We start from the raw sequence: 22,341 nt of genomic DNA, 5'->3' as shown, positions 1-22,341 counted from the left end.
TAATATTCGACTTGTCTCAAGTTCAAAAAGCACTCTATCATTAGGGTGCTTTTTTATACCGAGAATACTCATGAAAATTTTAAGAACATTATTTTTGAGCGGATGCATGATCTGCTCACCTGCGGTTATGGCAGCTCAAGCGACTGATCAACAAATCGAAAAACTCATACAAGTATTGAATTTAGATCAGCTCTTACAAAGTACGCTTAAACAAATCCGACCTCAAATTGATCAACAGGCCTATAGCATTGTTCAAAATATTGTTAAGGCCGAAAAATTAACACCACAACAACAAGTTATTGCCAATGAACTGGCTGATAAAATTCACCAAGAAAATATTAAGCAAACTTCTTGGGAAAAACTTAAACCGATCTATCTCAAAATTTATAAAGATGTCTATGATGCCCAAGAAGTTCAAGCCCAGATCGACTTTTATTCCTCTCCAACAGGTCAATCCATTTTAAATAAAGGTCCACTTGTTGCTCAAGAATCCATGAAAATCCTGAATCAACAACTTGCAGGCTCTTTACAATCTACAGAAAAGAATTTTGCTGAAGTCCAAAAGAAATTAGAACAACTACAAAAACAAAGTATTCATACTGACTCGAAATAAGCTAAAAACCATTCTGCTGAATCAGAGTTACCATGTGCGTGGATCATATATCTTAAAAGGTTCTGTTAAGCGCACATCATCACTGGCTTTATATTCTTTATTTTTAATTTTTTCTTTTGATTTTTGCAATGTTCCGTTCGGTTGAATAACGGCAACATAGTTAAGCCCAGGCGTTTTCAACTGAGTCATGCCAATTTCTCTTAATGCCTGTTTTGTTGGCATTTGCATCAATGGTCCAACTCTGAGGAGATCTTCACTACCATTTGGTCCACCTCGAAACTGTTCTTCTTCATATTTTAAGAAATACTGCTGCCCCGCTTTAACACTAAAACTTGCAACCAAAGGTTTTTGAAAATGCATCACAGTTAAAGGTCGACTAATACTAAGTTGATAATCCCCTTCAGCCAGCTCTATCCAATAATAATGATTGCTGATTAAACTCGGAATGCGCTTACCATTTAGAAAAAAACTCGGTGCAATAATTTCCTGACGATTCCACTTACTATCAGGACGGTACAGATACAACACTGCGGCTTGCTGATGTTGAGGTTTTACACGGCTGAAAAACTGTCCTGGTTTTTGATTTACCCATGAGCCCAGATCAAATCCTGCAACTTTATATTGATCTAGCTTCTGAGATATAAAAGTTTTTTTCTCACTAAAATCTACCGGTTTTAACGTTGAAACCACATGAGTTTGATTATTTTCGTTAAGCCCTTTATGTGTCTGACATGCCACAAGAAACAGACTCAAAGCACACACTGCTACGGTTGATCGCATGATTATCCCTCATCACGAATACTTTTTATTCTATGTCATGTTTTTGTTATCGTTAGATTATCATCTCAATCCGAGATTAAAAACAAAAAACGCGCAAAAAGTGGGACTTTTTACGCGTTTCAGATGAATTACAATCAATTAAGCAGATTTAGTATCTAAAATCTTTAAATCGACCTTTTCTTCAACTTGTTGTTCTTGTTTAGGTTGGCGCTCAGCTCGATATTCTGGTTCAGCATTTTCATTGATCACAGCTTCATTGATCACAACAGTACCAATATCAGAGCGACTTGGTAAATCGTACATCGTATCGAGTAAGACGTTTTCAAGAATTGAACGTAAACCACGTGCACCTGTATTACGCTCAAGTGCTTTTTTCGCAACAGCTCGCAATGCTGAATCTTCAAATAATAGATCAACATCTTCCATTTCGAACAAGTATTGATACTGACGGGTTAATGCATTTTTTGGTTCAGTCAAAATTTGCATTAATGCTTCTTCGTCCAATTCTTCGAGCGTTGCAATCACTGGCAGACGACCAATGAATTCAGGGATTAAACCAAATTTCACAAGATCGGCAGCTTCTACCTGACTAAATAATTCAGATAACTTCTTAGAGTCATCTTTAGTCTTCACGTCAGCAGTGAAACCAATTCCACCTTTTTCTTGACGCTGTTGCACGACACGCTCCAAACCAGAGAATGCACCACCGCAGATGAACAGGATATTAGACGTATCAATTTGAATGAACTCTTGCTGTGGATGCTTACGACCACCTTGAGGTGGAATTGAAGCTACCGTGCCTTCGATCATTTTTAAAAGCGCTTGTTGAACACCTTCACCTGAAACATCACGTGTTATTGAAGGATTTTCAGACTTACGGGTAATCTTATCGATCTCGTCGATATAAATGATACCCTTCTGTGCTTTCTCAACATCGTAATCTGCTTTTTGTAGCAATTTTTGAACGATATTCTCAACATCTTCACCAACATAACCAGCTTCAGTTAATGTCGTTGCATCAGCCATCGCAAATGGCACATCTAATAAGCGCGCTAAAGTTTGCGCCAACAAAGTCTTACCCGAACCTGTTGGTCCTATGAGTAAGATATTGCTTTTAGCAAGTTCTACACGATCTTCTGACTTTGCAGTTGATTGAGTCACTTTAAGACGTTTATAGTGGTTATATACCGCAACAGAGAGCGTTTTTTTCGCAGTGTCTTGACCAATCACATATTGATCTAAAGCTGCACGAATTTCATGCGGCTTAGGTAATGGACGAGTTGCCCATTCACCAGTTTCGACTTGCTGGCTCGTCTGAACTAAATCTAAGCATACATCTACACATTCATTACAAATGTAAGCGTCCTCGCCTGCAATGAGTTTACCCACTTCAGACTGCGTTTTACCGCAAAATGAACAATGCTTTTGTCCTTGAGGATTTTCAGACATCTTCACTCCAAATAAATTTCTATGCTTTACAGCTTAAAGTTGCGGACGTTTCGTTAAAACTTCATCGACCAAACCATATTCTTTTGCAGCTTGAGCGGTCATAAAGTTATCACGGTCTGTATCACGTGCAACAGTTTCATAATCTTGGCCACTGTGTTCAGCCATTAGACGGTTCAAACGCTCTTTAATAAATAGAATTTCACGTGCATGAATTTCAATATCTGAAGCTTGACCACGGAAACCACCCAATGGTTGGTGAATCATAACACGAGCGTTTTCTAAGCAGTAACGTTTACCCTTAGCACCAGCATTCAATAAAAAAGCGCCCATTGAGGCTGCTTGGCCCATACAATATGTCACGACATCTGGTTTGATGAATTGCATCGTATCGTAAATTGCCATACCCGCAGTCACTGAACCACCAGGTGAGTTAATGTACAAATGAATATCTTTTTCTGGGTTCTCAGCTTCTAAGAACAACATTTGCGCAACGATTAAGTTCGCCATATTGTCTTCAACTTCACCCGTTAAGAAAATTACACGTTCGCGCAAAAGACGCGAGAAAATATCAAAAGAACGCTCACCACGAGATGATTGCTCTACGACAACTGGAACCAAAGCATTATCAATTGTTGGAACATACATACGTTATTTATTCCTGAATTTTTTGTCACTCAATACATTTTCACAATATGAGGGATAATTGTCGAAAATGCAAAATATTCACCATTAAATATCAGATATTTTTTAATTAGGCTTTGTGAATACAGGACAAGTTGATCCATATTTTTTACAAGAAAAAAGGCGCGTTAAGCGCCTCTTCCTTCGGATAACCGATTAGCCTTGTTGACGAGCTTGTTGTTCTTTCAACAATTCTTCATAGCTAACAGCTTTATCAGTTACTTTAGCAGACGCTAAGATGTGATCTACAACTTGGTCTTCTAAAACAACAGCTTCGATTTGTGCACGTTGTTGCTTATCATTTTTGAAGTATTCAATAACTTCTGTAGGATCTTCATAAGAAGTCGCCATATCTTCGATATAAGCTTCTACACGTGCTTGATCAACTTCGATTTTTGCTTCAGCAAGAATACTGCTCACCAAAACACCTAATTTTACTGATTTTTCAGCTTGCTCTTTGAATAATTCATCTGGAAGCATGCTTGAATCAAATGCTTTAGCGCCTTGAGCACCAAACTGTTGAGTAAACTGTTGGATCATTTGTTGACGTTGACGGTCAATTTCTTGAGACAACATAGATGCAGGTACTTCAATTTCATTTGCAGCTACAAGCGCATCAAAAGTTGCACCTTTCACTTGATTGCGAAGACCGTTTTTCACTTCACGTTCCATATTTTTGCGAACGTCAGCTTTTAACTTCTCAACACCTTCTTCTTCAGTTAAACCAAAGATTTTTAGGAATTCAGCATCTACCTCAGGAAGCTTTTGTTTTTCAACAAGCTTAACTGTGATTTTGAATTGAGCTGATTTACCTGCAAGGTTTTCTGCTTGGTAATCTTCAGGGAAAGTTACATCAATTACTTTCTCTTCGCCTTTCTTCATACCAACGATACCGTCTTCGAAGCCAGGGATCATACGACCAGAACCTAATACAAGTTTGAAGTCTTCAGCAGAACCACCTTCAAATTTTTCGCCGTCAATAGAACCTTCGAAATCAAAAGTAACTTGCATGTCTTTTTTAGCCATGCCTTTTGTTTCAGTCCAAGTCGCGCGTTGCTTTTGAAGATTTTCGATCATTTGATCTACATCTTTATCATTTACTTCAGTAGATTTACGTTCAACTTCTAAACCGTCAAACTTAACTGAAACTTCTGGGTAAACTTCAACAGTTGCTTCATAAACTAAAGCATCTTCTTTGTTTTCAACTTTTTCAATGTTAGGCATGCCTACAGCATTGATTTTCTCTTGTTGAATTGCTTCGAATACTGTGTCACGAATAACATCATTTACCACTTCTTGGTAAATGCTCGCGCCGTATTCACGACGAACAACATTTAAAGGCACTTTACCTGGACGGAAGCCGTTGATCTTAACTGTTTTAGCAGTACGTTTTAAACGAGCTTCGAATTGCTCATTAACACGGCTCGTCGGTACAGATACATTTAAACGACGGGCTACGCCCGAAACCGCTTCAGAAGTTACTTGCATGGCTTCCTCGATATAGAAATAGTAATTGCAATTTTTAAAGTGCCACATTATATGACAACAATCAAAGATATACAAAATACCTTTTTCAAACCATCTTTTTTATAAAGCTGAGAATATTTTTTTTGCTCACAAGGTTTGACCATATTCAATTCATTTTTCTTAATTATTGTTTGTTTTTTATTGCAAATGATAAAGTTTATCATTAATATTTGCATCAAATTTGATCATGCCCTCAAGCATCACTCATACCAGCGGAAGAACATAATATGAGTAAGTTTAAGCTTCAACCTCTTACAGTTGCATTATTCGCTTTATCTAGCGGTGTAACATTTGCAAATACGACAAATGAAAATAGTGCTCATCAACTTTCTACAATTGTAGTTTCTGCAGCTGGTTACGAACAGAAAATCAAAGATGCTCCTGCATCAATTACAGTTTTAACAAGCGAAGATTTCAAAACCAAACGTGTAACCTCTCTTGCTGATGCACTTAAAGGAGTTGAAGGTGTTGATATTAGTCCAGCAGCTGGTAAAACAGGTACACTTAATATCCGTATGCGTGGTATGCCAGCAGAATACACCTTAGTGTTAATTGATGGAAAACGGCAAAACTCTGTAGGTAGCATCACCCCTAATGGCTTCGGCGAATCAAATAATAATTTTATTCCACCAATTTCTGCAATTGAACGAATAGAAGTTATTCGTGGTCCAATGTCAACCCTTTATGGTTCAGATGCTATGGGTGGGGTAATTAATATTATCACCAAAAAAGTCTCAGATGTATGGACAGGATCATTAACACTTAATGGTACCATTCTCCCGAATAGTTCTGACTTTGGGAATCAATATTCAGCTGAAGTGTTTGCTTCTGGCCCTATAATTAAAGATTTAGTTGGCGTGCAATTACGTGGCCGTAAAGCCGAGCGTCAACAATCTTATCTGAGTGATCCAAATGGTGCTTTAACACAAGGTAATAGCCCGACTAAGTCTGACATTGAAACTTTAGGTGCACGTATTACTTTAACACCACATGCTGACCATACAATTGCATTAGATGTTGAAAATACACAACAATGGTTCGATAACAGCCGCGGTCAATTAGGTACTTACCTTGATAACTCTGGTAAACCATTAGCCCCATCAGCAACACAGGGTTATGGCCCAAGCCAAGAATATGAACGTACTAAAGGATATATCTCACATGAATGGGATGCCGACTTTGGTAAGCTTGAGAGCAGCATTTCACATGTTGAAACTGAAACTATTGGTCGTCTAATCCCTGCAGGCATGTTAAGTGCTGCTGAAAAAAATAATTTCAATGATCGCAAACTAACAAGTGAAGACACCTATTTCGATACTAAATTTAGCACCCAAAAATTTGAAAATCATAGCTTAACCGTTGGTGCTCAGTGGTGGGAATCAAGCGTTAAGGATGGCATCCGCCGTGCCAACCCTGAACTGTCTTTTGACCAATATGGCTTATTTATTGAAGATACTTGGAGCATCTTACCAAACTTAAACTTAACTTTAGGGGGGCGTTTTGACGACCACAGCAGCTTTGGTGATTTCTTCACACCACGTGCATATGTCGTATGGAATGTGAATGAACAATGGACTGCAAAAGGTGGATATTCTGAAGGCTATAAAGTGCCACGTTTAGAGCAATTAACTCAAGGTCTATCAAACGTTGCGAGCCAAGGTCGTGCACCGGTATTAGGTAGCGCTAACTTAGAGCCTGAAACAAGTGAAAACTACGAACTTGGTGTTTATTTCGATAACCAAGCTGGCTTTAATGCCAACTTAACATTCTTCCAAAACAAGACTAAAGATAAAATCACAACAGTTGGTGCTGGTTACTCTTTAGTACATATTCAGGATAAAGATATTGCTGATTTAGTTGCGAAAGGTACTTATGTGCCTGGGGTGAGTTATAACGGTCGTCCAATTGAATTCGATTGTTCTGGTGCAGTAGATGCATGTAATGCCAAGTTTGCAGAATGGGGCATAGATTGGAATACCGCATCAAATCGTAACTTAACCCTTGCTCGCCCTTATAATGCGGATGAAGCAGAATCTCATGGTATTGAAGTAGGTGCAGGTTATCAGTTAAATGACCAGTGGAAGTTATCGGCGAACTATACATGGACTAAAGGTGAACTTACCGATGCTTTGGGTAATACAACCGATGACATAGATAATGCAGAACATGTGGCAAACCTTTTAGTTAACTATGTGCCTGCTGATAACATGAGCTTATGGTTGCGTGGTGAATATCGTAGTAGCCAATTACGTGAAGAAGGCAATGTTAAAAATGCGTTAGGTGATTTCAAAGGTTACACCCAATGGCACCTTGGTACAAACTATACTGTGAATGATAATATAGATGTCGGCGTTGCTATCTACAACATTTTTGATAAAGATTTTGTTGATCTTCAATATGTTACTTTAGATGATCAGTACTACAACCGTTATACCAACACTCAAGAAGGTCGTCGTGTACAATTAAGTACAACTTTTAAGTTCTAAGCAAAATTTTTTAAAGACCCTGCGCTAGCAGGGTTTTTTATTTTATTAAAATAAAAAACCCTATTAAAAATAGCCATACAAAAATGTAGAAACTTTAATTTTTCCAATATTATTTAAATTCATTTACTTATACATAAAATATTACATTATTACATTTAAGCTTCCGTTATTGAGTTTAACTTAAATCGCAAATATCAATTTTAAGACCCGTTAAAGCTAAAAAAGAATCATTATTATTCTCAACCTGAAAACAAATTCATATCAGGTTAAACATGGCCTTTATCACGACACGTAAAAAAATCGTTTCATCTGCAATAGCAACGTCATTGGCTGTTATTTCAGGTCAAACTTTTGCACAAGAAGATACAGTGCATTTAGAAACAATTAAATCCGAGGCTCAATCAGAGCAGTCATTTAAAGTCGACAAATCCTCAAACGCTAAATACGTTGCTCCCTTACTCGATACCCCAAAATCAATCTCTGTTATTTCTCAAAAACAGATACAAGATACTCAAGTGACTACGCTTTCTGATGCTCTAAGAACTGTTCCAGGAATTACGCTTGGTGCGGGCGAAGGTGGCAACCCAAATGGTGACCGTCCATTTATCCGTGGTTATAACTCTGAAAGTTCAATGTACGTTGACGGTGTGAGGAACTCTACTTCTCAAAACCGAGAAATGTTTGCCGTTGAACAGGTTGAAGTCACCAAAGGCTCCGCCTCTACTTTAGGTGGTGGAGGTTCCACGGGTGGTAGTATTAACCTAATTTCCAAATTAGCCAAATCTGGAGATGCTTTCCAAGGCTCTGTTGCTGGCGGTACTGATGCTTATGCACGTATCACATTAGATGCAAATAAAGATTTTGGGAATGGTATTGCGACTCGTGTCGTGGCAATGGGTCACCAGAATGAAAAAGCGGGACAACATAATGGCGCTGAATATGAACGTGCTGGTATTGCACCAAGTATTAGCTTTGGGTTAGACACGCCCACTCGAGCGACACTAGCCTACTACTACCTAAAGTCTGATGATAAGCCAGATTCAGGTATTCCATATAAATACGACACTGACAGAAAAGCGACCGTCGGCTCACCCGTTGATGTTCAACAGGGTACATACTACGGTTGGTTAAATCGTGATTTTCAAAAGCAAGAAAATCAAATTGGGACCCTTAAGCTAGAGCACGATTTTACCGAAAATCTAAGCTTGACGAATACTGCTGTCTATAGCAAATCAAAAAATAATTACTTATGGACTCAACCAGATGACAGTCAGGGCAACGTCGCAAATGGAAAAGTTTGGCGTCGTCTAAATACCAACCTAACAACCACTGACAGTTTTACAGATCAACTCGCATTAACAGGTAAATTCCAAACAGGCATCATAAAACATAATTTCAATTTGGGTGCTGAATACAGTAAACAAGATTCTGAACGCGGCACAAACATTGTAACCGACCCTAATACCACGTTAATAGGCGGTAGTGGTGCTAATAATGCATGCTCATTAAATATTTCAAATGGTTGGTGTACTGATCTTTATAACCCCAATTCGAATGATGCTTGGCTAGGTAAAGCTCAAGCGAATCCAAATGTCATGATGATCAAATCTGAAACACAATCAGTATATGCCCTAAATAATATTGAGCTTAATCCTCTGTGGCTCCTTGACCTTGGTATTCGCTGGGATGAATTCAAAACTGAAATGAAATACAATCAAGATACTGGTTCAGGCACTTCAGCAATTCAAGCAGGAACAAAATATAATTCAAAACACGATTTCTTCAATTATCAAGCTGGATTAACTTTTAAACCAAGAGAAAATGGATCAATTTATGCAAGCTATGCGACTTCAGCTAATCCCGTTGGAATCGATGCTGGTAATGGTTCAGAAGGGTTAAGTGTCCCAGGACGAAATACGACTGATGCACAAGCAAGAGCAATTAACAACCTCAAACCTGAAGAAGTCAAAACCTATGAAATCGGAACCAAATGGGACCTTTTGAATAACAGAATTAATCTTACAGCTGCTATTTTCCGTACAGAAAAAGAAAATACTCGCGCTTTAGATAGTGATGGATTTACAAGAAATATTGGTGAGACACGTGTTGATGGCCTTGAATTAGGCTTAAACGGCAATATCACAAATAAATGGGCTTTATCTGCAGGATACACATATTTAGATAGTGAAATTGTTGATGCAGGTTATGTCAAAAATAGCGATGGAAGTTATTCGGCTAGCCCAACTAATGGTAACCAAGTCCAAAATGTCGCAAAACACTCTGCCACTTTGTGGACAACTTACCAAGTTCTCCCTAAATTACAATTAGGTGCTGGTGTTTTAGCTATGGATCGAGTGTATGGAGATGCTGCAAATACCAAATTTGTACCAGGCTATGTGCGTTATGACGCCATGGCTCGCTATCAAGTAAATTCAGATATTGATCTTCAATTGAACGTCAATAATCTCTCAGATACACGTTATTTCACGAAAGCTTATGCTTCGCATTATGCAACTGAAGCTGAAGGTCGAAATGCTGTATTGTCTTTAAATTTCAAGTTTTAATTTCATTTCAGCATAGCTCTATACAAGCTATGCTTTTCATCACCTAAAGCAGTGAGTGATCGTAGTGATTCATCATATTCCAAATATTCTAAGCCCCGAACAAGTTCGATATTTTCGTGAAGAAATGTCTAAAGTAGATTGGGTCAATGGAAAGGTAACAGCTGGAACACTCTCTGCAACAGTGAAACATAATCATCAACTTTCCAATGATCATCCCCTAACCAAACATCTAGGTGATATTATTTTAGAATCCCTAGGTCAACATCCTTTATTCTTATCAGCAGCAATTCCACTAGATATCATTCCCCCTCTGTTTAATCGCTATGAACAGCATCAATCATTCGGTTTTCATGTCGACAATTCGATTCGTAGAGTTCAAGGCTCACAAGAACGCTTGAGAACAGATTTATCTTGTACCTTATTCTTGAGTGATCCGCACGAATATGACGGCGGTGAATTAGTCATTGAAGATACTTATGGATATCACGAAGTCAAACTCCCTGCAGGAGATTTGATACTTTATCCATCTACTAGCTTACATGAGGTCACTTCTATCCAATCGGGTTGTCGCTTGGCATCATTTTTTTGGGTACAAAGTATGATTCGAGATGATTCAAATCGACATATGTTATTTACTTTAGATCAATCTATTCAGCAACTTCGTATGGAATTAGGAGATCAACATGAGCAAGTCATCAAACTCACGAGCCTCTATCACAATTTAATTCGAAAATGGGCAGAACTATAATTTATTTTTCACACTTGTTTTTTATAATGAAAAATTTTATTAAAAAAAAATATATTGTGAAAAAAAATTTCACATTCATCATACTTTGATCTAAATCAGGGAATAATTCTCTTGAAGATCGCACTATAATAAAAGAAAGAATTTACAAGCACTGTGACGGTATAGCTAAGCTCTATATATTCAAAAGATTTTTAGAGAATTCAGCAAAATGATGCAGTAAGCCACTTGTAAATTGATAGAATAGACACAATCGATATAAATAGCGCAGTGCCTTTACACAAGACCCAAGCATGTTGTGCTATGAAAGGAGTTATCTCATGATGTTGGCTGATCCAAGCAAAAAATACCGTCGCATGTACCAACGTGTAGACTTACCTGACCGTCAATGGCCAAATAACGAAATTAATAAAGCGCCTATCTGGATGAGCACCGACCTTCGTGACGGTAACCAAGCTATTTTCGAACCAATGAACATTGAACAAAAATTCAAGATGTTCCAAATGTTGGTGAAAATTGGTTTCAAACATATTGAAATTGGCTTTCCATCTGCCTCACAGATTGATTTTGACTTTACCCGTAAATTAATCGAAGAAAATCATATTCCAGATGATGTCTATATCGAAGTATTAGTTCAAGCTCGTGATCACTTGATTCAACGTACATTTGAATCATTACAAGGTGCAAAACGTGCAATTGTGCATATCTATAATTCAAACTCACCAACATTCCGTCAAAAAGTATTGAATGTTGATGTAGCGGGTGCGAAAGCCTTAGCGGTGAATGCGGCTCAAAAAGTGAAAGAATATGCAGCACAATATCCTGAAACTGAATGGGTGTTCCAATACTCTCCTGAATGCTTTACCGCAACTGAATTAGAAGTTGCAAAAGATGTCTGTGATGCTGTCACTGAAATTTGGGACGCTCGTCCAGATAATAAGGTTATTTTGAATTTACCAGCGACTGTAGAAGTTTCTGGACCTCATATTTACGCTGACCAAGTTGAATGGATGCATCGCAACTTACAACGCCGCGATGGTGTTATTATTTCTGTACACTGTCACAATGACCGTGGATGCGGTATTGCAGCATCCGAGTTAGCGATCATGGCTGGTGCTGATCGTGTGGAAGGTTGTGTATTTGGTAATGGTGAACGTACAGGTAACGTTGACGTTGCAGCGATTGCATTAAATATGTATACCCAAGGTGTCGCTCCAAATCTAGATTTTTCAAATATTAATGAAATCATTTCTACTATTGAAGAATGTACAGGTATACCCGTTCATCCACGTCATCCATATGCGGGTGATTTAGTATTTACTGCATTTTCTGGCTCACACCAAGATGCGATTAAAAAAGGCTTTGAGTTCCAGAAAAACGAAGAAATTTGGGACATGCCTTACTTACCAATTGATCCTAAAGATTTGGGACGTGATTATGACGCAGTCATTCGTGTCAATTCACAATCAGGTAAAGGTGGTATCGCATACTTGTTAGAGTCGAACTACAACGTCGTATTACCACGTCGCTTACAAATTGAGTTCTCGCAAGTCGTGCAACAGGTAGCTGACGAAGAAGGCGTAGAAGTTTCTGCTGAGCAAATTTGGAGTTTATTCCAAAGTACATATGTGAATCAGAAAGATAAACATTATGTCGCGAAAAACTATCGATTATCTGATGAAAATGGCAATCAAGTCATTGAATTAGATATTGAAGTCGGTGGTCAAGTTCAACATCTACGTGGTGAAGGCAACGGACCAATCTCTGCAATTTTAGATGCTTTACAGTTGCCAATCGATGTTGTGAACTATGAAGAACGTAGCATTGGTTCTGGTGCAAATGCTAAAGCGTTGGCACTAATTGAACTTCAAGTCAAAGGTACAGGTAAATCAGCATTCGGTGCTGGTGTACATGACAACATCGTGACTTCATCTATTGAAGGAATTATTGCATGTACAAATCGTTTAATTGATCAAGGTGTTTTGAGCACAGATCAAGTGATCGCTGCGGCAGTATAAATATTAGCAATAATATTTAGCACGAAAATGGCTTTAGAAGGATACCCTCAAGTGGTATCCTTTTATTTATTCATACTTAAGATTTTAGGCGAATTTATCCTGTGTCTTTTCCAGCTGACTCAGTGGGCATTGTTGTTCCACAAAAGTTCCAATTTGAAGAACCACTCGCATTAGAATGTGGCCGCGTTTTACCACGTTTCGAATTGATGGTCGAAACTTATGGCACACTCAATGCAGATAAATCTAATGCAATTTTGATCTGCCATGCGCTTTCTGGTCATCATCATGCTGCTGGTTATCACCATGAAGATGATAAAAAAGCAGGTTGGTGGGATGCTTGTATTGGGCCAGGCAAAGCAATTGATACCAATACATTTTTTGTGGTGGCATTAAACAATATTGGTGGTTGTAACGGCTCAACAGGACCAACCTCCCCAAATCCTGAAAATGAAAATCGTCCTTATGGTCCAGATTTTCCATTAGTGACCGTGCGCGATTGGGTTAAAACTCAAGCAATGCTGTCTGATCGTCTTGGTATCACTGTTTGGCACTCTATTATTGGTGGCTCTTTGGGAGGCATGCAGGCACTTCAGTGGTCTGTAGATTATCCTGACCGATTAAATAATTGTGTCATTATTGCCAGTGCACCTAAACTTTCAGCGCAAAATATCGCGTTTAATGAGGTCGCGCGCCAATCCATTTTGTCTGATCCTGATTTTCATCATGGTCGCTATTTAGAAAAAGACAGCTATCCTAAACGTGGCCTTATTCTAGCGCGGATGGTAGGTCACATTACCTACCTTTCTGAAGAAGCCATGAAACAAAAATTTGGTCGTGATTTAAAATCTGGCAAATTCATGTATGGTTTCGATGTTGAATTCCAAGTTGAAAGTTATCTTCGCTATCAAGGTGAACAATTTAGTCGTAACTTTGATGCGAACACCTACTTGATCATGACTAAAGCTTTGGATTACTTCGATCCTTCTCGTGAGTATGAACAATCTTTAGTTAAAGCAATGTCGAATACAAAATGTAAATTCCTTGTGATTTCATTTACTACGGATTGGAGATTCTCTCCTTCCCGATCTGTTGAGATTGTGGATGCATTGATTACCAATCATAAGCCTGTGAGCTATGTTGATATTGATGCAGAACAAGGTCATGACTCGTTCTTGTTCCCTATCCCTTTATATGTCAAAACTTTAAGGGCTTTCTTAGGTGGTGTAGACCATCTTGCTTCAACCCCTAAGGAGACCGTGTAATGCGTATCGATCAGAAGCTTGCAGAAAAATGGATTAAACCTGATTCAAGCATTTTAGATCTTGGTTGTGGCGATGGTGAGTTACTGGCTCATATGAGCAAAAAGCACAACATTCGTGCATACGGATTAGAAATCGATCAAGAAAAGATTGCAATTGCAGTCAGTCGAGGGTTAAATATCATCCAACAAGACTTGAACCTCGGTTTGGGACGCTTTGCAGACCAGTCATTTGACTATGTTGTCATGGCACAAGCTTTGCAAGCTGTAGATGCACCTGATGTGCTTTTGCGCGATATGGTGCGTGTTGGGAAACAAGCAATTATTACTTTTCCTAACTTTGCACACTGGAAAACACGCTCTTTCCTTGCTTTAAAAGGGAAAATGCCTGTTTCGGATGCCTTACCCTATATGTGGTATAACACTCCAAATATCCATCTGTGCACGTTTAAGGATTTCGAAGCACTTTGTGCTGAGAATCAAATTAAAATTATTGACCGTTTAGCCGTGAATGGGAATCAACAAGGGAGTTTGCTCAGCAAGCATATCCCGAACTTGTTTGGCGAGGTCGCGATTTATCGAGTGAGCGCTCTATGAAAAAGTTATTCTTAGGTACTTCATTATTTCTAGGGTTGTTGAGTTTCCAAGTTCATGCAGATTATGTACCTCAACAACCATCAACTTCTGCACTAGCTGCACAGTATTCACGTATGCCTGTATCTGAGCTCCAAAAAGCTGCTCGAGCAGGTCAACCGGCTGCCCAGTTTTATCTGGCAACACATTATCAACATGGTAAAGATGTTGCTAAAGACCTAAAGCAAGCTTTCGTTTGGTATAAGGCAGCAGCCGATCAAGGTATTTCATCTGCTCAGCTGAATGTGGGTCGTATGTATGCTGACGGTATTGGTGTTGCTAAAAATGAAACCTTAGCTCGCCAATACTTCGAAAAAGCAGCAAGTCATGGTGACAATCGTGCAAGCTTCAATTTAGCCGTTATGGAAGAGCAAAAGAAAAACTATATGAGTGCTTACCAATGGTATGAGCTTTCTACACGTGATGGCATGTTAGATAATAAAGTGATCAATATGTCTGAGACAAAAAAGACGGCTTTGGCTGCCAACCTGACACCAGAACAAATTCGTACTGCACGTGATCGTGCTGATCAATGGATTCAAAGCCGTTAGTAACGCTTATAAGTTTGAAGAAAGCACCTATCGGTGCTTTTTTTATTCGATCATCTTCTTCATTCTTATGAATTTCAGATCTTCGAATATGTCCACTTCACTCTGTGAAGTAAAACCTAATTTTTTATAAAAATGAACAGCCCCTATATGCGCATTGACTGTTATCTGCTGGATATCCGTTTGATTTAATTGATCTAACACATAATTAAATAAAAGAGTTCCAACGCCTTGAAATTGCAGATTTGGATGAACAAAAAAATGAAAAATATGAGTGGGTTGTTTGTAAGCAATCATCCCAACAAGCGACTGCTTTAATTCTGCAACAAAGTATTTTATCTCTTGATGATTGATGTGCGATACAAGAGCTTATTTTGAAAATAGGGACTTACTTTTTGGTATTTCATCAAAGTGGTTCAAAGCTAAAGCAATACAGGACGCAATATTTTCAACATCTGCGATCTCTGCTTGACGAATATGAATGCTATTTAAATTTCTCATGTTTAATGATTGGTTATTTTAAAGATGAGTTCATCTGTATCATCGCAAATATCCGTTAGAATAGCTTCAAATTTGAAACAGAAAGTGATTCAACATGGCGTCTAAAGATTGGTTAGATCAAGGTACTTTGGTTTTAGCGAGCAACAATAAAGGGAAAATAGCTGAGTTCGAAAAGTTATTTGAAGAATTAAAACTCCCTGTTAACGTTGTGCCTCAAGGACAACTGAACATTGAGGATGCGGTGGAAGATGGGTTAAGTTTTGTAGAAAATGCCATTATCAAAGCACGACATGCTTCTAAGATTTCGGGTAAACCAGCTATAGCAGATGACTCAGGTATTTGCATCCCTGCACTTGGTGGTGCTCCTGGTATTTACTCTGCACGTTATGCTGGTGAGCATGGCGATGATGCTGCCAATAATGCTAAATTACTGGCAGATTTAGCACCATTACGTAACAATGGTGACGTGATTGAAGGGATGTTTGTGTGTGTACTCGCCTTAGTTCAACACGCTGAAGATCCTTTACCTCAGATTTTCCAAGGAATCTGGAAAGGTGAAATTTTGGAAGTAGCACGTGGCAAAAATGGTTTTGGCTACGACCCACTGTTTTGGCTACCTGAACTCAATATTAGTAGCGCTGAAATGACCAAAGAAGACAAAAATAAGATCAGTCATCGTGGTCAAGCCATGCAGTTATTCAAAGCAAGCCTCGAAACGAACTAAACGATCAGTCCATGATAAACCATGGCAAATAAACCAATTGTCATGCAACTTACGATGGTACCCGCTGCGATATATTGGGCTGAAACACCTGTTCCTGAATAATGTGTTTCTAAAGCAACAATATTCGCTGCGGGTGGTAATAAAAAAAACATAGACATCAGTGCAATAACAACCAGTTCGTGAGGAATCGGTAGAAGAAAATAGGCTACCGCACAGCACACTAAACCAAATAGAAATTTAATCAAAGCAAGTTTTAAACTTTCAATTAAATCGGACAAGTGAATTTTTACTTGAGATAACCACATCCCAAGGACACACATCCCTGTAAAGGTCATTAACCACTTATCCAATATATACAATGATTGAATCATTGCATTCTGCTGAAAATGACTAACATTCCATAACGAAAGAAAACCAGCAACTAATAAAGCTAAAATCGGTGGAGAGAAAGTCAATTTTCTCAAAATCTCCATCGCAGACTGCTTTTCAGCACTTAATACGGTCACTGCACAAATATTACCAAAAATAGAGCCCCCGACATAAAGTGCAACCATAGGACTAGATGCTTGCGCACCAAAAATAGCGAATGCAAATGGAAAGCCAAGCCAAGCCATGTTCAGGTAACTGGAACATAAGGAGACTAATTTGTCTTTTGTACGGTAATAAACAAATAAATACAGCAAAAATGAAGCGATAAAACTAAATAACATCAACCATATACTGCCCTCTTGGTAAAACACCATATTGTAAATAATGATGAGAGGAATCAGCACTTTCGCCAACAACATCGCCATAAAGGGACGAATTTTTTGTAAATATTCTACGCCAAAATAGCCGATGAGAAAGGAGACTAGTGGGAGTAGAAGAACCATATTAAATATGAAATAGATTTTTTCTCATCTTAGCACAACATCTATTTCACTTCAGAATAAGTCTCTTGCACACATAAAAAATCCATGACTTCAAACTGAAATAATTCCGTCAACTTGCTGTCATAAAGAACTGTTGAAATCATTCAAGATCATTTTCAATAAGGAATATATCATGGCTGGATTATCAATTTGGCACGTACTTATTTTCGCAATTGTCGTTTTACTTTTGTTCGGTACGTCTAAGCTAAAAAATTTGGGTAAAGATGTTGGTGGTGCGGTTAAAGATTTTAAAAAATCAATTAAGGATGACGAAGACCAGAGCACATCTGCTCAATTAAAAGAACCACGCACGATTGAACATCAAACATCTCATGATTTGAACTCAACAGCGAAACATTAAAGGTAGGTAACAGTAATGCTGAATATTGGTATGGCTGAACTATTAATGTTTGGCATCATTGCATTGCTTGTTCTTGGACCTGAAAAGCTTCCTGAGGGTGCGCGATTTGCTGGTAAATGGTATGGCAAAATTAAGCGTATGGTCAGCAATGTACAAAATGATATTGATCGTGAACTAAGAATGTCTGAACTTAAAGAACAAATGCAGACTGAAATGAAGCGCATTCAAGAATTAGAAGAAAAAATGAAAGCGCAAATGCAGGAAATTGAAAAACACACAGTATTAAGCGATGAATATTTAAATCCACCTATCGATCAACAGGTTCTCTCTGAAACAAGATCTATTTATGTGTATTTAAGCGTTCAGCAAAGTACAGCAGTTCCTTTTAGAGGACACGCTACACCTAAGCAAAGTTTTATTCATATTCAAAATTCGGCGCAACACAATAAACCGTATGTAGTCTTAGCGGAGGCAGTATGAGTCACAATACTCTCCCAAATATCATCTCTTCAAATGAAGATAATCCTCAGCTTGAAGAAATGCCAATAACCAAGCATCTTATTATTTTAAGAAAATATTTATTTAGAATAGTTGGGGTCATTCTCGTTTTATTCTTTTGTTTATTACCATTTGCAAATCAAAGCTATCAAATGATGTCTGAGCCTCTTAGAGCTCAACTCCCAATAAATTCATCAATGATTGCAACTGATGTCACCGCGACATTTATGGCACCATTTAAGTTAAACTTCTTCGTTGCTCTAATGATCGCCATGCCATTTATCATTTATCAAATATGGGCTTTTGTCAGACCGGCGCTATATAAAAATGAGAAAGCTTTAGCTCTACCATTACTCATCGGAAGTATTACATTATTTTATGCGGGTGTTGCTTTTGCTTACTTTGTAGCCCTCCCTTCGATTTTACATTTTTTCATTAGCGTTGCACCTGAAACGGTAGCACCCATGACTGACATTAATAGCTATCTGAGTTTCTGTTTAAAGTTATTCTTGGTTTTTGGTTTAACTTTTGAAATTCCAATTGTGACTTTATTACTCATTATGATTGGGGTAGTTACCACAGAACAATTGGTTGAAAAAAGACGTTTTATTATTGTAGGTTGTTTCTTCGTTTCTATGTTTGTGACGCCACCTGATGCACTATCGATGATTATGTTGGCGATACCAATGTGGATGTTATTTGAATTGGGACTTTTCTTTGGAAAATTACTCGAAAATAGAAGAGCAAAGTCAATACTTTGATATTTTGACCCTTTTAAACATAGGCGAGTCTTAAGACTCGCCTTTTTCATACTCTTTAAATAAAAGCTTAATTCAACTGACATAAATCTATCATTTGATTGTCATGATTGCGCATTAAGTTGTTTGTGACGCTAAAAACTACCAAGCAAGATGCTAGGAACGAACATGACTGATTTAATACCTTTTAACGATGATTACGATAGCAATGATTCGGGGAATCCAGAATTTCACCATTTACTTGAAAAGCAAATTACGCGTAGAGATCTCATTAAGAAGACTGCTGGTGGTGCAGTAGCATTGACAGTAGCGGCTTCAGTCGCAGGCTGTAACAGTGACGACAATGACAATAACAACTCAAATCCTTCACTACCTGAATTCGACAAATCAAAAACGCCAACTGAACTAACATTTAAAGCGGTTGATAAAAATATTAAAAATGAATTCACAGTGCCTGAAGGATATGAAGCACGTGTTATTTATGCACTAGGAGACCCGCTTTTTGAAGGTATGCCTGAATGGGATGCAGATAATATTCCGAGTGGTGCTTCATTTACCATGCGTTCAGGTGAATGTCATGACGGTATGACATATTTCGGCATGAAAAATAGCCGTTATGATCAAAATGAGTCAAATGTAGGTTTACTGGTACTCAACCATGAATATGTAGATAACAAAGCAATTTTACATCCAGCGAATAATACCATTTCAGCGGATATTCGTTCTGAAGATGAAGCATTACGTGAAATCAACTGTCACGGCGTTTCAGTGATTGAAGTACAAAAAAATCCAACAACTCAACAAGTCACTCTAAATAAACGCTCTGTATTCAACCGTCGAATTACAGCTGCAACACCAATCGATTTCGCTGGTCCTGTAAAAGGGCATGAATTGGTGCAGACCAAGATCAGTCCAGAAGGCACATTTACATTAGGTACGATCAATAACTGTGGTAACGGTTATACGCCTTGGGGCACGTACTTAACCACCGAAGAAAACTTTAATCAATACTTTACTCGCGATGACAAAGATCGTTCTGAAAAGGATTTGGAGTCATTAAAACGTTATAAAATTGCTTCAAATAGTTCTTATAAGTGGCACACTGTTCAAGCACAACTATTCCCTCAAGATGTCTATGAGCGCTGGTTAACCAAAGTCTCTGCATCTTCTGCAACTCAAGATTTTAGAAACTCACCAAATACATTTGGTTGGATTGTTGAAATTGACCCATTTGATGGTCGTCAGCGCCCAGTAAAACGTACAGCTCTTGGACGTTTCGCTCATGAAGATTGCCGTGTGAGTCGTGCCATTCCTGGGCAACCACTAGCCTTCTATATGGGGGATGACTCTCAAGGCGAATATATCTATAAATTTGTTTCAGATGCGGTTTGGGACCCTAAAGATATCAACGGCGGTTATGCTGCTGGTGATAAATATATGAATAACGGTAAATTCTATGTTGCTAAATTTAACTTTAATGAAGCAACTCAAAAGACGTCTGGTGAGTGGATTGAACTCAATATCTCCAATCCATTAATTGCTAATTATTCAAAATACAAATTTACAGATCAAGCTGATGTATTGGTAAATGCCCGTTTAGCAGGTGATGCAGTTGGTGCAACCAAAATGGATCGTCCAGAATGGGTTGCAGTAAACCCAGAGAATGGTGAGGTTTATGTCACCTTAACCAATAACTCATTACGTGGAAGTGAGCATACAATTGATGCTGCTAACCCTCGTAACTATGCTGATAATGATAAAGGTGGTACTCCTCGCGGGAATATCAACGGACATATTATTCGTTTCCGTGAAACTGGTGATACTGTTACAGCAAAAACATTTGTATGGGATATCTTCTTATTTGGCGCAGAAGAAGATTCACTTCCAGGTGTAAACCTATCTGGACTCACATCAGCAAATGATTTCTCAAGTCCAGATGGCCTATGGTTTGATCCACGTGGTGTCTTGTGGATACAAACTGATGATGGCGCTTATACAGATGAAACGAATTGCATGATGCTCGCTGCACTTCCAGGTCAAGTAAGTGATGGTAAAGTGACTTCTGCAAATGCTGGTTCAAATAATGCCACTCAACTTACTCCTGCTGGCGCACAGCTTGATGATTCAAAGTTACGTCGTTTTTTAACAGGTCCTTCAGGCTGTGAAATTACAGGTGTAACGATGACACCAGACTATAAAGCTATTTTTGTGAATGTTCAGCATCCTGGTGGTACTTGGCCTGCAAATCACAGCAATAGTATCAGCGGTGGTAAAGGTACACGTCCTCGCTCTGCGACGGTCGTGATTACTCGTAAAGATGGTGGCGAGATTGTTGGGGAAAGTCTAGAAAAGAAAGAAAACACTCCTGCTGCTTAATTCAAACATTGAAATAGAAAATGCCGACTACGATGTCGGCATTTTTTTTGAGAGATGCAAATCAATTTTGACTATGTGATTCTGATACGTACCTTGCTGCGTTTTTTCAAGCCAAGTCCATTGATTTCTTTTCATCAATAAATAGTTTGAGCATCGTGTTCCATATATCGGGCTTCGTATAAAAGTAGAAGATAACAGCTGCTCCATTTCCACTGATATTCCTGTTTGAGGTAATAAATCTAAATCAATTTTTCTTTCATCTTGTAAGATACCCCAAACGGCGTACTCTAAATCATACGCTTTTTGAGCATTGGGATTTAATTGCAATAATGGTAAGAACTCTTGTGTAAAGCGTTTACGCAAATGTTTGGTTTTTTCCCATGGATCACTTAATACACCATTGGAAACCACATATACACCTTTGGCAAGAACTTGTGGAGATTCACCACGATTACTCATATAAACCGCTTGATCAGAGGTTCCGATAAAAAGGTTAAATCCAGCGTAATCACATTGCTTTTTTTCTAATTCTTGGGCAAATCGGATCGGTGCTAATTCAGACTCCAGATATTGCTGAATGATATGTCCTCTTGAAGTTGGATATTCCTTCTTATCATTTGCATCACGGTAATTTGTCACAAGTGCCCAACGCCCTGCAGCAGTAATCCCCATCCATGTCCCACCAGATTGTAAATCTTGACCTGCAATAATTGGGCTATTTTCCCACTTATGAATTTGTGAAGCAGGTCGGTGATAAAACTCATCCCGATTTGAAATTAAGCATAATGGTGTTTCATCCAACACTTGCCATGCGATTGCTACAATACACATCGTTGCATCCTTAGAACTTTACACATTGAATGTACAACATTTTTTCAGTCTTTCCGTTAGAATCGACACAAAACATAAT

General features: G+C 38.4%; 20 protein-coding genes. 13 read left to right on the top strand and 7 right to left on the bottom strand.

The window, feature by feature from the left end; translation table 11 throughout:
* Nucleotides 1-70 precede the first annotated feature (70 nt).
* Complete coding sequence (locus tag AC1M84_RS10410; protein WP_035265277.1) at nucleotides 71-613, top strand: DUF2059 domain-containing protein; 543 nt, start codon at nucleotides 71-73, stop codon at nucleotides 611-613.
* A gap of 27 nt (nucleotides 614-640) precedes the next feature.
* Here the strand turns inward: AC1M84_RS10410 and AC1M84_RS10405 are convergent, their stop codons facing one another.
* From AC1M84_RS10405 to tig, 4 genes are all read right to left on the bottom strand, one after another.
* On the bottom strand, nucleotides 641-1,393 hold the full coding sequence (locus tag AC1M84_RS10405; protein WP_481593307.1) for a DUF2846 domain-containing protein: 753 nt from the start codon (nucleotides 1,391-1,393) through the stop codon (nucleotides 641-643).
* Nucleotides 1,394-1,531: 138 nt separating this feature from the next.
* Nucleotides 1,532-2,842, bottom strand: a complete 1,311-nt coding sequence (gene clpX, locus AC1M84_RS10400; protein ID WP_179998657.1) for an ATP-dependent protease ATP-binding subunit ClpX — start codon at nucleotides 2,840-2,842, stop codon at nucleotides 1,532-1,534.
* 33 nt (nucleotides 2,843-2,875) lie between these two features.
* Nucleotides 2,876-3,487, bottom strand: a complete 612-nt coding sequence (gene clpP / locus AC1M84_RS10395) for an ATP-dependent Clp endopeptidase proteolytic subunit ClpP (RefSeq protein ID WP_035265270.1) — start codon at nucleotides 3,485-3,487, stop codon at nucleotides 2,876-2,878.
* Between the two features lie 192 nt (nucleotides 3,488-3,679).
* A complete protein-coding gene (gene tig, locus AC1M84_RS10390; protein WP_481587580.1) occupies nucleotides 3,680-5,011 on the bottom strand; it encodes a trigger factor in 1,332 nt (443 codons plus the stop codon).
* 266 nt (nucleotides 5,012-5,277) lie between these two features.
* Between tig and AC1M84_RS10385 the strand changes: the two genes are divergently transcribed.
* The 7 genes from AC1M84_RS10385 to AC1M84_RS10355 all read left to right on the top strand — a co-directional run bounded on the left by AC1M84_RS10385 (nucleotide 5,278) and on the right by AC1M84_RS10355 (nucleotide 15,305).
* The gene (locus tag AC1M84_RS10385; RefSeq protein WP_481594950.1) at nucleotides 5,278-7,536 is read left to right on the top strand and encodes a TonB-dependent receptor domain-containing protein; all 2,259 of its coding nucleotides are present in this window, start codon (nucleotides 5,278-5,280) and stop codon (nucleotides 7,534-7,536) included.
* A gap of 272 nt (nucleotides 7,537-7,808) precedes the next feature.
* The gene (locus AC1M84_RS10380; RefSeq protein ID WP_481594949.1) at nucleotides 7,809-10,100 is read left to right on the top strand and encodes a TonB-dependent receptor; all 2,292 of its coding nucleotides are present in this window, start codon (nucleotides 7,809-7,811) and stop codon (nucleotides 10,098-10,100) included.
* Between the two features lie 64 nt (nucleotides 10,101-10,164).
* The gene (locus tag AC1M84_RS10375) at nucleotides 10,165-10,848 is read left to right on the top strand and encodes a Fe2+-dependent dioxygenase (RefSeq protein ID WP_481594966.1); all 684 of its coding nucleotides are present in this window, start codon (nucleotides 10,165-10,167) and stop codon (nucleotides 10,846-10,848) included.
* Nucleotides 10,849-11,165: 317 nt separating this feature from the next.
* On the top strand, nucleotides 11,166-12,863 hold the full coding sequence (leuA, locus tag AC1M84_RS10370) for a 2-isopropylmalate synthase (protein WP_481594948.1): 1,698 nt from the start codon (nucleotides 11,166-11,168) through the stop codon (nucleotides 12,861-12,863).
* Between the two features lie 101 nt (nucleotides 12,864-12,964).
* Complete coding sequence (gene metX / locus AC1M84_RS10365) at nucleotides 12,965-14,125, top strand: homoserine O-succinyltransferase MetX (protein WP_035265259.1); 1,161 nt, start codon at nucleotides 12,965-12,967, stop codon at nucleotides 14,123-14,125.
* Nucleotides 14,125-14,718 carry a methionine biosynthesis protein MetW gene (gene metW, locus AC1M84_RS10360; protein ID WP_092766759.1) on the top strand — a complete coding sequence of 198 codons (594 nt, stop codon included), beginning with the start codon at nucleotides 14,125-14,127 and terminating at the stop codon, nucleotides 14,716-14,718. The genes metX and metW overlap by 1 nt, the downstream gene beginning before the upstream one ends.
* A complete protein-coding gene (locus tag AC1M84_RS10355) occupies nucleotides 14,715-15,305 on the top strand; it encodes a tetratricopeptide repeat protein (protein WP_180028340.1) in 591 nt (196 codons plus the stop codon). Before metW ends, AC1M84_RS10355 begins: the two co-directional genes overlap by 4 nt.
* Before the next feature lie 42 nt (nucleotides 15,306-15,347).
* On the opposite strand, the gene AC1M84_RS10350 is transcribed toward AC1M84_RS10355, so the two are convergent.
* Nucleotides 15,348-15,656 carry a GNAT family N-acetyltransferase gene (locus tag AC1M84_RS10350; protein WP_180028369.1) on the bottom strand — a complete coding sequence of 103 codons (309 nt, stop codon included), beginning with the start codon at nucleotides 15,654-15,656 and terminating at the stop codon, nucleotides 15,348-15,350.
* A gap of 241 nt (nucleotides 15,657-15,897) precedes the next feature.
* Here AC1M84_RS10350 and rdgB point away from each other — a divergent pair, with 241 nt between their 5' ends.
* Nucleotides 15,898-16,527 carry an RdgB/HAM1 family non-canonical purine NTP pyrophosphatase gene (gene rdgB, locus AC1M84_RS10345; RefSeq protein ID WP_481593303.1) on the top strand — a complete coding sequence of 210 codons (630 nt, stop codon included), beginning with the start codon at nucleotides 15,898-15,900 and terminating at the stop codon, nucleotides 16,525-16,527.
* Here rdgB and AC1M84_RS10340 read toward each other — a convergent pair.
* Nucleotides 16,524-17,399 carry an AEC family transporter gene (locus AC1M84_RS10340; RefSeq protein ID WP_180028341.1) on the bottom strand — a complete coding sequence of 292 codons (876 nt, stop codon included), beginning with the start codon at nucleotides 17,397-17,399 and terminating at the stop codon, nucleotides 16,524-16,526. The two genes, rdgB and AC1M84_RS10340, sit on opposite strands and share 4 nt — an antisense overlap.
* 172 nt (nucleotides 17,400-17,571) lie before the next feature.
* On the opposite strand from AC1M84_RS10340, the gene tatA reads away from it, so the two are divergent.
* The 4 genes from tatA (at nucleotide 17,572) to AC1M84_RS10320 (ending at nucleotide 21,431) form a co-directional block, all read left to right on the top strand.
* Nucleotides 17,572-17,799: a Sec-independent protein translocase subunit TatA gene (gene tatA / locus AC1M84_RS10335; RefSeq protein WP_035266725.1), complete on the top strand. Its 228-nt coding sequence runs from the start codon at nucleotides 17,572-17,574 to the stop codon at nucleotides 17,797-17,799.
* A 15-nt stretch (nucleotides 17,800-17,814) separates the two neighbouring features.
* Nucleotides 17,815-18,279 carry a Sec-independent protein translocase protein TatB gene (gene tatB / locus AC1M84_RS10330; protein WP_051586559.1) on the top strand — a complete coding sequence of 155 codons (465 nt, stop codon included), beginning with the start codon at nucleotides 17,815-17,817 and terminating at the stop codon, nucleotides 18,277-18,279.
* Nucleotides 18,276-19,058: a twin-arginine translocase subunit TatC gene (tatC, locus tag AC1M84_RS10325; protein WP_092766754.1), complete on the top strand. Its 783-nt coding sequence runs from the start codon at nucleotides 18,276-18,278 to the stop codon at nucleotides 19,056-19,058. Before tatB ends, tatC begins: the two co-directional genes overlap by 4 nt.
* A gap of 165 nt (nucleotides 19,059-19,223) precedes the next feature.
* The gene (locus AC1M84_RS10320; protein ID WP_481594947.1) at nucleotides 19,224-21,431 is read left to right on the top strand and encodes a PhoX family protein; all 2,208 of its coding nucleotides are present in this window, start codon (nucleotides 19,224-19,226) and stop codon (nucleotides 21,429-21,431) included.
* 27 nt (nucleotides 21,432-21,458) lie between these two features.
* Here the strand turns inward: AC1M84_RS10320 and AC1M84_RS10315 are convergent, their stop codons facing one another.
* On the bottom strand, nucleotides 21,459-22,262 hold the full coding sequence (locus AC1M84_RS10315; RefSeq protein WP_481594946.1) for an NRDE family protein: 804 nt from the start codon (nucleotides 22,260-22,262) through the stop codon (nucleotides 21,459-21,461).
* Nucleotides 22,263-22,341 lie beyond the last annotated feature (79 nt).

The organism is Acinetobacter sp. 24-47-66 (assembly GCF_056779755.1).
This window is presented reverse-complemented; position numbering and strand designations above follow the sequence as displayed.